Origin of the sequence: Bacillus sp. FSL W8-0629, from assembly GCF_038593225.1 — a bacterium.
In the GTDB taxonomy this organism is placed as follows: domain Bacteria; phylum Bacillota; class Bacilli; order Bacillales; family Bacillaceae; genus Bacillus; species Bacillus altitudinis.
The window spans coordinates 1867745-1881063 of sequence record NZ_CP151975.1; the positions used below are offsets into that span (position 1 = coordinate 1867745).

Consider the following 13319-nt stretch of genomic DNA (forward strand, 5'->3'; position numbering starts at 1 on the left):
CAAGTGCTGAAGAAAAACAAATCAAAACAGAAAGACCCGAATTCAGTATTTGAGGCACTATCGCGTTCCTCTGATTTTATCAATGAATTATCAAGTTCCGGAGGTTTCCTTTATAGAATTTCTTTTTTTCGTCCTTTAATTAATGGCAATCTCCTTCATGAACAAATCTTGCCTTTTATTCAGCAATTGCATCTGACACCCACCCTTGAAGAACTGAAAGAACACATCCCAATCGAACAAGCTGTGATTACGAGGGACCTTCAAAAAGTGGAAGAAGCTCTTCATCGAGGCAGTATTGCTGTTCGAATTGAGACAGACTGGGGCAAAGTCCTCCTTTTGCCGATTGAAGAAAAGAAAGGCAGACAAGTGAGCCAACCTGAGATTGAATTCGGGATTATCAGTGCGCAGGAAGCCTTTGTGGAAGGGCTGGATACAAACTTAAACTTGCTGAGACGTAGGCTGCCCACTCCTGACCTTAAAGTAGTTGAACACACAGTTGGTACCCTTTCTCAAACGAAAGTAGCCGTTGTATACATAGAGGATATCGCCAACCCGCAGAACATTGAAACCGTTCTTCAGCGGATTCAAGATGTTGACTATGACCAAATTCTAGATTCTAATTATCTTGCGCAAATGCTTTATGATGTGTCCAATACAATCTTTCCATTGTTTTTAAATACAGAACGGCCAGACAGGGTTTCCTCAGGTTTAACGGAAGGAAAAATAGCCATTATGGTTGACGGTTCGCCTCATACCCTGCTTGCACCTACAATTTTACTCGAGTATTTTTCTACAATGGAAGACTATAACATGTCTTGGATCGCAGCATCCTCCTTTCGGCTGTTACGCATTTTTGCTGTGATTTTTTCTATTTTTGCAACCCCTTTGTATGTAGCTGTTTTAACGTTTCACTATGAACTGATTCCTAAAGACTTATTAGAGACGATAGTCGCATCACGCTATCTCGTGCCCTTTCCGCCTATTATTGAAGCTTTATTTTTAGAGATATCGATTGAGCTACTTAGGGAAGCCGGTTCTCGCCTTCCTGCAAAAGTCGGACAGACGCTCGGGATTGTTGGAGGTATTGTGATCGGACAGGCTGCGGTTGCAGCGGGATTAACAAGTAATATCCTGCTCATTATAGTTGCATTATCAGCTCTTGCCTCTTTTGTCACCCCTATTTATAAAATGGGGACAACCATTCGTCTCTTACGTTTCCCATTCCTTTTTGCTGCACAAGTGTGGGGAGCGCTAGGGATTTCGCTGATGGGGGCTTTTCTTCTTACACATTTAATGAAATTAACGTCTATAGGCCAGCCTTACTTAGAGCCAATCTTTCCACTTCGATTGGCCGATTTAAAGGGTAGTTTGATTCGTCCCCAGCTCCGCTTTTTGAAAAAACGTCCAGAAAATTTACGGCCGCAAAATGAAACGATACACCGCCAAAAGCCAAAGCAAGGCCGTAAGGGGAAAAATGATTTTTATGAATAAGGAAGTGAAGGCATGAGCTCTTCTTCTGTGAAAGAAAAATTTCAAGTATCCCCTTTTTTTGTGTTTTTTCTGATCAATGCCAATCAAGTAGGTGTTGGTATTTTAAATTTCCAGACGAATCTTGTCCGGACGATTAATAATGATGGGTGGATCGCCATTTTAATTGCTGGTGCTAGCGTCAATTTGATGATTTTCCTCATTTACTTTTTGTTTAAAAAAGCACCTACTGACGAATTTAGTGACATTACGCAATCTGTGTTTGGTAAATGGCTTGGACAATTCATCAACATTCTCTACATTTTGTATTTTTCTTCATTGTCTTTGATTGTGCTTGTTCATTATATGGATGTAATCCATGTTTGGCTGTTTAAAGAAATTCCTGGTCTTTTATTTGCATCAGTGCTGCTCATCCTCGTCTATTACATTCACACAGGCGGATTTAGAACAATCGCTGGCTGGGCATTCTTTAGCATTGTTCTAACGTACTGGATGACCTTTATCTGCTTTTATGTCATGAAATATAGTCACATCCGGTTTATGTTCCCAATGTTTGATCATTCATTTTCACAACTCATGATGGGGGTCAAAGATGCCTCTTTATCCATGTTTGGTTTTGGAACATTGCTTGTCTATTATCCCTTTATTAAAAAAGCACAAACGTCGCAAAAATTTGCACATATGGGAGTGTTGCTAACGACATGCCTGAATTTGCTTGTATTTCTCGTCTCTATAGCGTACTACTCAAGTGCTCAGCTCGAACTAACGAAATGGCCGACATTGACATTAACCAGCATTGTCAAACTTCCGTTTATCCAGCGCTTTGAATTTATTGAAGTGTCGCTATGGCTTTTGCTTATCGTTCCGAATATCGCTATTCCATTATGGGCAGCCAGCAGAATGGCAAAACAAGTGTTTCACACGAGCCAGCGCACCACGTTAATAGTTCTCAGCCTTCTCATTCTCGTCATGTTTTCATTTTTTATCAGAGCTACCTCATTTGAGACATTTAATAAATGGGTGGAATATAGCGGATACATCCTCATCTATGGATTGATTGGATGTATGATCATTGGGCTGCTGCTGAAAAAAAGGTGGGTGAAAAAACGAACATGAAACATTCTATTCTGATATGTCTCATGTTATTGAGTCTTTTCTTAACGAGCTGTGCACAGCCTCGTCTCTTAGATGAATTAAGTATCTCGCAGGCGGCGGGATTTGACTTATTGGAAGATGGAGAAATGAAGGGCTTCTTTGTTTTCCCTGTTTTTAAAAGCGAAGAACAAGGAAGCTATCAAATTGTAAGTGCTAAGTCAAATACCATTAGTAATATTCAGTTTCTTGTTTCGGAAAAATCGCCTTTCCCCGTTGTCATGGGACAAGTACTCGTGATTTTAATAAGTGAAAAGCTGGCGAAAGAAGTGGGTATGATTGATTTGATGAATTACATCTATCGTGATCCGATCATTGGGTCTCGTCAAGTATTTGCCATAGTAGACGGAGAAGTTGAAGATTTATTGCATACAAAAATGAATCAAACCAACTTAAATATCGGTGTATATCTTTCAGATTTACTGGCTCAAAACATGCGAAACGGCAATCAACCTGTGACCAATCAGCATATTTTTATGAATCAGATGATGGCAAAAGGCGTGGATGCCTATCTCCCTTACATTAAAAATACAAGCAACTCTATTAAAGTGTCAGGTGTCGCTCTTTTTGATCAAGAAAAAATGGTTGGGCATATTCCAGGGGAAGATACATTTACGTTTAAAGCGATGATTGAAAATCATAAAAATGGGATTTATGAGTTTCGATTTAATGACAGAAAGAAAACCCATGTTGTTATTGAAAATATCAAATCACATGTGTCTTATCACATTAAACCAACTGAAAACCTTTCAAAAAAGCCTCATATCACCATTGATATCAAGCTGAAAGGTGAGTTAAAAGAATTCATGAAATCAAAAAAAATCGATACGCCTTCTATTTTGCAGCATGTTGAAAAAGAAGTGGAGAAGCGTGTGGCCCAGCAAGGGCAAGACCTTGTTCAATCCTTTAAAAAGCAAAAAATTGATCCACTTGGACTTGGTTTGAGATATCGCTCTAAAGATAAAGCCATGACACCGGAGAAATGGCAAAAACTCTACCCTGATGCAGATGTCCAAGTGAATTGTCATATGAACATTGTCCAAACGGGTGTCAGCCAATAAAAAAGACTGTATGAAAAGGTTCTCCCTTCTCGTACAGTCTTTTTTAATCTTCATCTTTTACGTCCGGGTCCTCAGGGATTGGTTCATTTAAGATGTCTTGAATGAGCTCTTTATATTGTTCTAGCTGTTTCATATGGGTTTGAAACTGCCCTTGATAAATGAGATACGATTCCCCGTCAAATACGTAACGAATCTTTTTTTGCTGGATTAATTTTTCAACATATGCTTCTGATACTTCTAAGTATTCAGCTGTTTCTCCAATTGTTAAATACATGCATGTGCACCACCGTTCGTTTCATCTTACAAATTATATCACGAGCTGGTGAAAAAACAGATATCGCTTGTTCATGTTTTTTTCATCTTTTCTTCACTGATTCGTCAACTCGCTTTTGTACAGTATTCATACACCCACTCAAACACTAGGAGGTGATGATCCTTCGCATGACAAAGAAAAATATTCGGACCTATGCCACATTTTTAACTATAGGCGCAAGCAATACGATGATTGACTTTCTGTTCTTCTTTTTTTTCACTGCTTGCTTTGTTCCCTCTTTTCTTGCACAGTGCCTGTCCTATACAGCAGGAATGCTGAACAGTTATGTTTGGAATCGAAAATGGACGTTCCAAGTAAAAAAGAAAGCGGACAGGTGGGAATGGATCAAGTGGGCCACAGTCAACGGCGTCGCGTGTCTCCTCACCTATGTTGTCTTATATGTCATGCAGCAAGCAGGCTTCTCATTGTTCATTAGTAAAACGATTGGTACCCTTCTTGGCATGATGATCACTTTTACTGGAAGCCGCCTATGGGTGTTTCCATCAGAAAACAAACGATCAGAAATGGAGCGATGATTCAATGAACATTAAAAAAGCCGTTATACCAGCAGCCGGATTAGGCACACGTTTTTTACCCGCAACGAAAGCACAGCCAAAGGAAATGCTGCCGATTATCGACAAACCCGCCATTCAATACATAGTTGAGGAGGCTGTTCAATCAGGCATTGAAGATATACTGATTATCACAGGAAGAAATAAAAAATCGATTGAAGATCACTTTGACCGTTCGATTGAGCTAGAACACACGTTGCTTGAAAAAGGAAAAAAAGAACAGCTGGCTGAAATCAAACATATTGCGGATATGGCCAATATTCATTATATTCGTCAAAAGGAGCCCTTAGGTCTTGGACATGCGGTATTATGTGCACGTCATTTTACTGGCAATGATCCTTTTGCGGTCCTTTTAGGTGATGATGTCATGGTGTCAGAAAGACCTGCACTCTCTCAGCTCATGGAAGTCTTTGAAGACAAACAAAGAGAGGTCATTGGCGTCCAGCAAGTGGATCGTCTAGATGTCAGTAAGTATGGTATGATAAGACCAGCTAGAGTAGACGGTCAAGTGTTTGAAGTCACAGACTTAGTGGAAAAGCCAGCTATTCATGAAGCTCCTTCCGATTTAGCCGTGATGGGCAGGTATCTGTTAACACCATCGATTTTTCCTATTCTACAAGGAATCGAGAGAGGTGCTGGGAACGAAATCCAGCTGACAGATGCCCTGAAAATCATTGCACATGAATCACCCATTTATGCAAAACAATTAGATGGGATGAGATTTGACGTTGGTGATAAGCTGGGCTCATTTAAGGCAGCGGCTGAAATTGGATTGATGCGTCATGATATGCGGCCAGCCATGCTAGCATATATGCAAAGCATACTCATGAGAGAAGCAAAACAAGCATAGGCTCTTATAAGGATGCTTGAAGAAAATTCGTATTTAAAGGCAGAGTGAAATGAATGGGAACCTTGTTTAATGAAATTTTAACCTGGCTGACAAGCCTTGGTTACGCAGGTGTTGCACTTGGACTGATGATTGAAATTATTCCGAGTGAAATTGTACTTGCCTACGGCGGATATATGGTGTCAACAGGAAGCATTGGATTTGTTGGAGCCGTCATCGCTGGGGTTATTGGAGGAACACTTGCCCAGTGCTTTATTTACTGGATCGGCCTTTATGGCGGAAGACCTTTTTTAACAAAGTATGGGAAGTATTTATTCATCCATGAGCATCATATTGCCACGGCAGAACGCTGGTTTGACCGATATGGAACTGGTGTCGTATTTACAGCTCGTTTTATCCCAGTCGTGCGCCACGCGATCTCGATTCCAGCTGGTATTGCAAAGATGCCATTTCTCAAATTTGTTCTTTTGACCGGATTAGCCGCCATCCCTTGGTCCATCCTATTTATTTATCTTGGAATGCAGCTTGGGACAAAATGGGACCACATTCAAAGTGTCGCTCACACGTATACAACACCAATTATGGTCATTGCCATCGTTCTGATCGTACTGTATTTCGTTTTGAAAAAAATTCGCACAAATCGAAAACGGACAATCTAACGAAAACGCCTTTCACTCGTCATGTGAAAGGCGTTTTTCTATGCGTGCGTCGATTGTTTTTTCATATATTGAGATAATTCCATAATCATTGCACCCATTCTTTCAAGTGATGGGGCTAGAATGCGGCTTATCCCCTCTTCTTTTAATGCTTCAGCTGTGACTTTTCCAACAGCTACAGCTAATACATGCTGCTCGAATAGATGTTGCAGTTCTTCTTTTTTGTCCCATTCTTCTGCTAGTTTGAAAAAGGCATGAACCTGAACAGCAGTTGTAAAACAAACGGCATGGACCTTCCCTTCTTTCATTTCTTGAAGCAAAGTGTCCGCCGCCTCTGGTTCAGGGGGTGTGTGCTGATATGGCATGAGCTGCAAAACGTCTGCTCCCTTGTGATGTAAAAAATCAATGAGAGCTGGTGCATTTTCACCGTGAAGCTGTACCATGACTCGTTTACCTTGAAGTTCCTTGTCTTCTAACTTGGAAATAAGGTCACGAACGGTTCCATCTTCATCAGAAACATCTGGCTGAATGCCGTGTTTTTTTAGAGCCGCGAACGTTTTGTATCCTCTTGAAGCGATATGGGCACTTGATAAAATGTTCATAAATGCTTCTCCAAGCTGGAGCTCTTCTGCACTTTCAATTAATGTGTCTGTGCCGATACCCGTTGTTAAAATGACCCAGTCAGCTCCCTTCTTTACAAAGGTTTCTATGCCTGGCTTCAATTCCTCTTTGGCTAAAAATACAGTGCCCTGAAGAGAACGAATAACAGCTTGTCCTCCTTGCTTTTCAACAAGTGTACGCATTTCTTCTGTTTTTCTTGTTCCGCATATGGCAATGGTCTTTCCAGCTAAGCCTTTACTCATTCTCATCCCTCTTTTTCTATCACATGTATGATGTATTGTATTAAATATAGATTTATTTGGAAGACGTTGCAAGTGTCTACTAAAAAAGAGCTTGACGTTTCTATCGAATTCGAGTATCTTTTGTAAGTGCAAATTGTAGGAGGTCATTATGGAAAAACAGAATGTTCAAGCAATTCGATTATCAATCGCAGACCCAACACCACTTGGTTTGTTTGGTTTAGCAATGGTGACGCTTGTTGCGTCTTCACAAAAACTAGGAATCACAGATGGCACATCCCTTATTTTACCTTGGGCTATCTTCCTTGGAGGAATCGCGCAGCTGATTGCGTCCATACAAGATTCAAAGCATCATAATATTTTTGGAGCCACTGCCTTCGGCGCATTCGGTCTTTTTTGGATGGGCGTTGGAACCACTTGGCTCATTCAAGCGGGCGTTTTTGGGAAAACGCTTGCGGGAGCTGCGGACCCAAAACAACTAGGTTTTGCTTTTATTGGTTATTTGATTTTCAGCTTATTTATGACGATCGGTGCAATGGAAACACATAAAGTATTGTTTTTGATTTTCGTCTTTATTGATTTCTTATTCATTGGCCTGTCCCTAAGCTCGTTTGGTGTGATGTACGATGTGACTCATACGATGGCTGGTATTGCAGAATTGATTATTTCTCTTCTTTCATTTTATGGTTCTGCAGCTGTTGTGCTGAATACACATTTTGGTCGTACAGTACTGCCAGTTGGACAACCATTTCGCGTGTTTACTAAAGCATAAATAAAAAAGAACTGCTCTTGGCAGTTCTTTTTTTATTCTTATTTCTCTTGTTCCTCTTGAAATATCTCTGCAATGATTTCATAAGAACGCATTCTTTCTTGATGGTCAAACATATCAGAATTAATCATGACTTCATCTGCTTGAGTCGCCTCAATAAAGGCTTCTAACTCTTTTTTCACCTTTTGTTTATCCCCGATCATCGTAGAACTTAATTGTTCGTCCACCATCGCCTTCTCATATGGACTCCATAGCCCATCCATACTTTCAACAGGGGCTTTGAGTTTTCCTGGTGTATTGCGAATGAGGCTCAAGAAGCGCTGATAATGAGACGTCGCCAAATATTCAGCCCGCTCTGTTTGATCAGCAGCAAAAACCGTCACACCAACCATCGCATAAGGTTCTTTTAACACATCTGAAGGTTGAAATGCCTGTCTGTATAATTCTAAAGCAGGAATGGTATTTTTAGGGGAGAAATGTGCCGCAAAGGCAAATGGCAGTCCCAGTTCTCCTGCAAGCCTTGCACTAAAACCACTTGAACCAAGAAGCCAAATTGGTATATCCAATCCTTCTCCCGGAACGGCTCTTACATGTTTTTTGACCTGACCAGTCGGTTTGAAATATTGCCGAAGTTCTTCAAGCTGCACAGGGAAATCCTCTCCATTATGAAGATTACGTCTAAGTGCCCTTGCCGTTAACTGATCTGTTCCGGGTGCCCTGCCAAGACCTAAATCAATTCTCCCTGGATACAAAGTCTCCAGTGTTCCAAATTGTTCTGCAATGACGAGTGAAGAATGGTTTGGAAGCATAATCCCCCCAGAACCAACCCGGATCTTTTCTGTCCCTCCAGCAATATATCCAATCAAGACGGATGTTGCTGAACTCGCAACCCCTTCCATATTATGATGCTCCGCAAGCCAATATCTATGGTAGCCCCACTTCTCAGCTTTTTTTGCTAAATCCATACTATGTTCAAATGACTCTTTGATTGTGCCACCTTCTGTTACAGAGGATAAATTTAACACGGAATATGCTGCACGTTGTAAAACTGATTGACTCATACATGATGCCCCATTTCTTTCAAAAATCATACTAGTTTCATTCTTTCAACACCATAACATAAAACGATTTAACTTTTAAATGATTTGATTCGATGAACTTCGAACTAAAAAATATCATTTAGCTGAATTCCGCTTTTTAAATTTCCACATAGAATAAAATATTAACTTTTGGGAGATGGGGAATTTGTATAATCAGTACGATAACAAATGTCCCTTTTGCGGAAAAAAGCATGATTGGCAACCTCATTACAGAAAATCTCGTCACGATAGACCTTTATTTGATGATTGCCCTCTTCTTAAACGAGAATGTAAAAAGAAAAAAGTTGTTAAACATCACAGCACTTGTGCTAAAGCAAAAGGACGAAAAAAAACAAATACTAAGATTGTAAAAAGAGGTCCAACTGGTGCAACTGGACCTACCGGTGCTACTGGTGTAACTGGTGATACTGGACCTACTGGAGCCACTGGTGTAACTGGTGATACCGGACCTACCGGTGCGACTGGTGTAACTGGTGATACTGGACCTACCGGTGCGACTGGTGTAACTGGTGTAACTGGTGTAACTGGTGATACGGGTCCAACCGGTGCGACTGGTGTAACTGGTGATACTGGACCTACCGGTGCGACTGGTGTAACTGGAGTTACTGGTGATATGGGGCCTACTGGAGCCACTGGTGTTACTGGTGATACCGGACCTACCGGAGCTACTGGTGTAACTGGTGATACTGGACCTACTGGAGCCACTGGTGATACCGGAGATACCGGACCTACCGGAGCTACTGGTGATACGGGTCCAACCGGTGCGACTGGTGTAACTGGAGTTACTGGTGATACGGGGCCTACTGGAGCCACTGGTGTTACTGGAGATACTGGACCTACCGGAGCTACTGGTGTAACTGGTGATACCGGTGCGACTGGTGTAACTGGTGATACGGGTCCAACCGGTGCGACTGGTGTAACTGGAGTTACTGGTGATACGGGGCCTACTGGAGCCACTGGTGCAACCGGAGATACTGGAGTAACTGGAGATACCGGACCTACCGGAGCTACTGGTGTAACTGGAGTTACTGGTGATACGGGGCCTACTGGAGCCACTGGTGCAACCGGAGCTACTGGTGTAACTGGTGATACGGGTCCAACCGGTGCCACTGGTGTAACTGGAGTTACTGGTGATACGGGGCCTACTGGAGCCACTGGTGTTACTGGAGATACTGGACCTACCGGAGCTACTGGTGTAACTGGAGATACCGGACCTACTGGAGCTACTGGTGTAACTGGTGATACGGGTCCAACCGGTGCGACTGGTGTAACTGGTGATACCGGTGCGACTGGTGTAACTGGAGATACCGGGCCTACCGGTGCGACTGGTGTAACTGGTGATACCGGAGCTACTGGTCCAACCGGTGCGACTGGTGCCACTGGTGTAAGTGGTGATACCGGACCTACTGGTGCTACTGGAGCCACTGGAGATACCGGGCCTACTGGTCCAACCGGTGCGACTGGAGTTACTGGAGATACCGGGCCTACTGGTCCAACCGGTGCGACTGGAGTAACTGGAGATACCGGACCTACTGGAGCCACTGGTGTAACTGGAGTTACTGGTGATACGGGTCCAACCGGTGCCACTGGTGTAACTGGTGATACGGGTCCAACCGGTGCGACTGGTGTAACTGGAGTTACTGGTGATACGGGTCCAACCGGTGCGACTGGTGCAACCGGTGATACCGGACCTACCGGTGCGACTGGTGTAACTGGAGTTACTGGTGATACGGGTCCAACCGGTGCGACTGGTGCAACCGGTGATACTGGTGTAACTGGAGATACGGGTCCAACCGGTGCCACTGGTGTAACTGGTGATACCGGACCTACCGGTGCTACTGGTGTAACTGGTGATACTGGACCAACCGGTGCAGGATTAACAGGAATTGAAGCGTTTGATCCGGTAGTAAGTCCTACTTACCCGGTAGGGCAAGTAGTGACCTTTAATGGCAGTACGTATGTAGTAAATACTGCACCACCGACAGGTACACCAGATACTTCCCCAGACTACACATTACTGGCTGCAGCAGGATCAACTGGAGATACGGGTTCTACCGGTGTAACTGGTGATACCGGACCTACTGGTGCGACTGGTGTAACTGGTGATACCGGACCTACCGGTGCGACTGGAGCAACTGGTGATACCGGACCTACTGGTCCTACCGGTGCGACTGGAGTTACTGGAGATACCGGACCTACTGGAGCCACTGGTGTTACTGGTGATACCGGACCTACTGGAGCCACTGGTGTTACTGGAGATACTGGACTTACTGGTGCTACTGGAGTAACTGGTGATACCGGACCTACTGGTCCAACCGGTGTAACTGGTGATACTGGACCTACTGGTGCGACTGGTGTAACTGGAGATACCGGACCTACTGGAGCCACTGGTGTTACTGGTGATACCGGACCTACCGGAGCTACTGGTGTAACTGGTGATACGGGTCCAACCGGTGCCACTGGTGTAACTGGAGTTACTGGTGCAACCGGTGATACCGGACCTACTGGTGTAACTGGTGATACCGGACCTACCGGTGCTACTGGTGCAACTGGAGATACCGGACCTACCGGTGCTACTGGAGCCACTGGTGATACCGGGCCTACTGGTCCTACCGGTGCTACTGGAGTTACTGGTGATACCGGACCTACTGGTGATACTGGTGCAACCGGTGATACCGGACCTACTGGTGCGACTGGTGTAACTGGTGATACCGGACCTACCGGTGCTACTGGAGTTACTGGTGATATGGGGCCTACTGGAGCCACTGGTGTAACTGGAGTTACTGGAGATACCGGACCTACTGGTGATACTGGTGCGACTGGTGATACCGGACCTACTGGAGCCACTGGAGTAACTGGAGTTACTGGAGATACCGGACCTACTGGTGATACTGGTGCAACCGGTGATACCGGACCTACTGGTGCGACTGGTGTAACTGGTGATACGGGACCTACCGGTGCTACTGGTGTAACTGGTGATACGGGTCCAACCGGTGCCACTGGTGTAACTGGAGTTACTGGTGCAACCGGTGATACCGGACCTACTGGTGTAACTGGTGATACCGGACCTACCGGAGCTACTGGTGTAACTGGTGATACGGGTCCAACCGGTGCCACTGGTGTAACTGGTGATACCGGACCTACTGGAGCCACTGGTGTAACTGGTGATACCGGACCTACCGGAGCTACTGGTGTAACTGGTGATACGGGTCCAACCGGTGCCACTGGTGTAACTGGTGATACGGGTCCAACCGGTGCCACTGGTGTAACTGGTGATACTGGACCTACTGGTGCGACTGGTGTAACTGGAGATACCGGACCTACCGGAGCTACTGGTGTAACTGGTGATACGGGTCCAACCGGTGCCACTGGTGTAACTGGTGATACCGGACCTACTGGAGCCACTGGTGTAACTGGTGATACCGGACCTACCGGAGCTACTGGTGTAACTGGTGATACGGGTCCAACCGGTGCCACTGGTGTAACTGGTGATACGGGTCCAACCGGTGCCACTGGTGTAACTGGTGATACTGGACCTACTGGTGCGACTGGTGTAACTGGAGATACCGGACCTACCGGAGCTACTGGTGTAACTGGTGATACGGGTCCAACCGGTGCCACTGGTGTAACTGGTGATACTGGACCTACTGGTGCAACTGGTGATACTGGACCTACTGGTGCGACTGGTGACACCGGACCTACTGGAGCCACTGGAGTAACTGGAGATACTGGACTTACTGGTGCTACTGGAGTAACTGGTGCAACCGGAGATACTGGGCCTACCGGTGCCACTGGTGTAACTGGAGATACGGGTCCAACCGGTGCCACTGGTGTAACTGGAGATACGGGTCCGACTGGAGCCACTGGTGCTACTGGAGATACCGGACCTACTGGTCCAACTGGAGCTACTGGAAGCACCGGTCCAACTGGAGCTACCGGAAGCACCGGTCCAACTGGAGCTACTGGAAGCACCGGTCCAACTGGAGCTACTGGAAGCACTGGTCCAACTGGAGCTACTGGAAGCACTGGTCCAACTGGAGCTACTGGAAGCACTGGTCCAACTGGAGCTAGCGGTCCAACTGATACGGCACTTTATGCTGGAAATACAACAGGTCCTACAATCATTACTATTGCTGGTGGTACGAACATTGCTTTACCAAGTAATCAAAATATTAATGGATTTACGCCGAATGGTTTAAATGATACATTCACAGTCCAGCAAACAGGTAAATACTATATCACATATCAAGTAAATACCACTGCTGCACTTTTAGTGAGCACAAGGCTATGGTTGAATGGATCAACTGCTATTCCAGGTTCAATTCAGTCGTCTGCCGTATCTACAACTTTTATGAGCAATACAGTTATTGTCAATTTAACAGCAGGAAATACAATTTCATTACAATTTTTCGGAGCGGTTGTAACAGCCATTCTAATAGGTGGTGGTGCAACCGGTGCCTCACTTACCATCATCAGACTCAGCTAAGCGAAACTAAGCTAA

At 44.6% G+C, this 13319-nt stretch carries 11 protein-coding genes; 8 read left to right on the forward strand and 3 right to left on the reverse strand.

Annotation, left to right across the window (positions count from 1 at the left end; genetic code table 11):
- Positions 1 to 3: 3 nt before the first annotated feature.
- The 3 genes from NSQ17_RS09505 to NSQ17_RS09515 are packed head-to-tail and all read left to right on the forward strand — an operon-like array spanning position 4 to position 3701.
- Positions 4 to 1491, forward strand: a complete 1488-nt coding sequence (locus tag NSQ17_RS09505) for a spore germination protein (protein ID WP_110487512.1) — start codon at positions 4 to 6, stop codon at positions 1489 to 1491.
- Positions 1492 to 1503: 12 nt separating this feature from the next.
- Entirely contained in the window at positions 1504 to 2604 is a 1101-nt protein-coding gene (locus tag NSQ17_RS09510) for a GerAB/ArcD/ProY family transporter (protein ID WP_025207468.1), read from the forward strand.
- Positions 2601 to 3701, forward strand: a complete 1101-nt coding sequence (locus tag NSQ17_RS09515) for a Ger(x)C family spore germination protein (RefSeq protein ID WP_025207469.1) — start codon at positions 2601 to 2603, stop codon at positions 3699 to 3701. Before NSQ17_RS09510 ends, NSQ17_RS09515 begins: the two co-directional genes overlap by 4 nt.
- A 43-nt stretch (positions 3702 to 3744) precedes the next feature.
- Here the strand turns inward: NSQ17_RS09515 and NSQ17_RS09520 are convergent, their stop codons facing one another.
- Complete coding sequence (locus NSQ17_RS09520) at positions 3745 to 3975, reverse strand: excisionase family DNA-binding protein (protein WP_008346618.1); 231 nt, start codon at positions 3973 to 3975, stop codon at positions 3745 to 3747.
- 155 nt (positions 3976 to 4130) lie between these two features.
- Between NSQ17_RS09520 and NSQ17_RS09525 the strand changes: the two genes are divergently transcribed.
- Genes NSQ17_RS09525 through NSQ17_RS09535 form a run of 3 tightly spaced genes read left to right on the forward strand, consistent with a single transcriptional unit; the run spans position 4131 to position 6092 of the window.
- The gene (locus NSQ17_RS09525) at positions 4131 to 4550 is read left to right on the forward strand and encodes a GtrA family protein (protein WP_342462620.1); all 420 of its coding nucleotides are present in this window, start codon (positions 4131 to 4133) and stop codon (positions 4548 to 4550) included.
- 4 nt (positions 4551 to 4554) lie between these two features.
- Positions 4555 to 5436 carry a UTP--glucose-1-phosphate uridylyltransferase GalU gene (gene galU, locus NSQ17_RS09530; RefSeq protein ID WP_039167895.1) on the forward strand — a complete coding sequence of 294 codons (882 nt, stop codon included), beginning with the start codon at positions 4555 to 4557 and terminating at the stop codon, positions 5434 to 5436.
- 53 nt (positions 5437 to 5489) lie between these two features.
- Positions 5490 to 6092 (forward strand): DedA family protein, encoded by a 603-nt coding sequence (locus NSQ17_RS09535; protein ID WP_007499192.1) that lies wholly within the window; start codon positions 5490 to 5492, stop codon positions 6090 to 6092.
- Between the two features lie 38 nt (positions 6093 to 6130).
- Here the strand turns inward: NSQ17_RS09535 and NSQ17_RS09540 are convergent, their stop codons facing one another.
- Entirely contained in the window at positions 6131 to 6952 is an 822-nt protein-coding gene (locus NSQ17_RS09540; protein WP_058337187.1) for a uroporphyrinogen-III synthase, read from the reverse strand.
- 148 nt (positions 6953 to 7100) lie between these two features.
- On the opposite strand from NSQ17_RS09540, the gene NSQ17_RS09545 reads away from it, so the two are divergent.
- Positions 7101 to 7721: a GPR1/FUN34/YaaH family transporter gene (locus NSQ17_RS09545; protein WP_007499188.1), complete on the forward strand. Its 621-nt coding sequence runs from the start codon at positions 7101 to 7103 to the stop codon at positions 7719 to 7721.
- 38 nt (positions 7722 to 7759) lie between these two features.
- Here the strand turns inward: NSQ17_RS09545 and NSQ17_RS09550 are convergent, their stop codons facing one another.
- Positions 7760 to 8779, reverse strand: coding sequence for an LLM class flavin-dependent oxidoreductase (locus NSQ17_RS09550; protein WP_160757612.1), 1020 nt, complete (start codon positions 8777 to 8779; stop codon positions 7760 to 7762).
- Between the two features lie 175 nt (positions 8780 to 8954).
- On the opposite strand from NSQ17_RS09550, the gene NSQ17_RS09555 reads away from it, so the two are divergent.
- A complete protein-coding gene (locus tag NSQ17_RS09555) occupies positions 8955 to 13304 on the forward strand; it encodes a collagen-like protein (protein WP_342468072.1) in 4350 nt (1449 codons plus the stop codon).
- Positions 13305 to 13319 lie beyond the last annotated feature (15 nt).

Excerpts from the sequence above, each read along its gene's own strand:
- NSQ17_RS09545 (WP_007499188.1), top strand. The coding sequence starts at position 7,101 with ATGGAAAAACAGAATGTTCAAGCAATTCGATTATCAATCGCAGACCCA.
- NSQ17_RS09535 (WP_007499192.1), top strand. The coding sequence starts at position 5,490 with ATGGGAACCTTGTTTAATGAAATTTTAACCTGGCTGACAAGCCTTGGT.
- NSQ17_RS09510 (WP_025207468.1), top strand. The coding sequence starts at position 1,504 with ATGAGCTCTTCTTCTGTGAAAGAAAAATTTCAAGTATCCCCTTTTTTT.
- NSQ17_RS09525 (WP_342462620.1), top strand. The coding sequence starts at position 4,131 with ATGATCCTTCGCATGACAAAGAAAAATATTCGGACCTATGCCACATTT.
- galU (WP_039167895.1), top strand. The coding sequence starts at position 4,555 with ATGAACATTAAAAAAGCCGTTATACCAGCAGCCGGATTAGGCACACGT.
- NSQ17_RS09540 (WP_058337187.1), bottom strand. The coding sequence starts at position 6,952 with ATGAGTAAAGGCTTAGCTGGAAAGACCATTGCCATATGCGGAACAAGA.
- NSQ17_RS09550 (WP_160757612.1), bottom strand. The coding sequence starts at position 8,779 with ATGAGTCAATCAGTTTTACAACGTGCAGCATATTCCGTGTTAAATTTA.
- NSQ17_RS09555 (WP_342468072.1), top strand. The coding sequence starts at position 8,955 with ATGGGGAATTTGTATAATCAGTACGATAACAAATGTCCCTTTTGCGGA.
- NSQ17_RS09515 (WP_025207469.1), top strand. The coding sequence starts at position 2,601 with ATGAAACATTCTATTCTGATATGTCTCATGTTATTGAGTCTTTTCTTA.
- NSQ17_RS09520 (WP_008346618.1), bottom strand. The coding sequence starts at position 3,975 with ATGTATTTAACAATTGGAGAAACAGCTGAATACTTAGAAGTATCAGAA.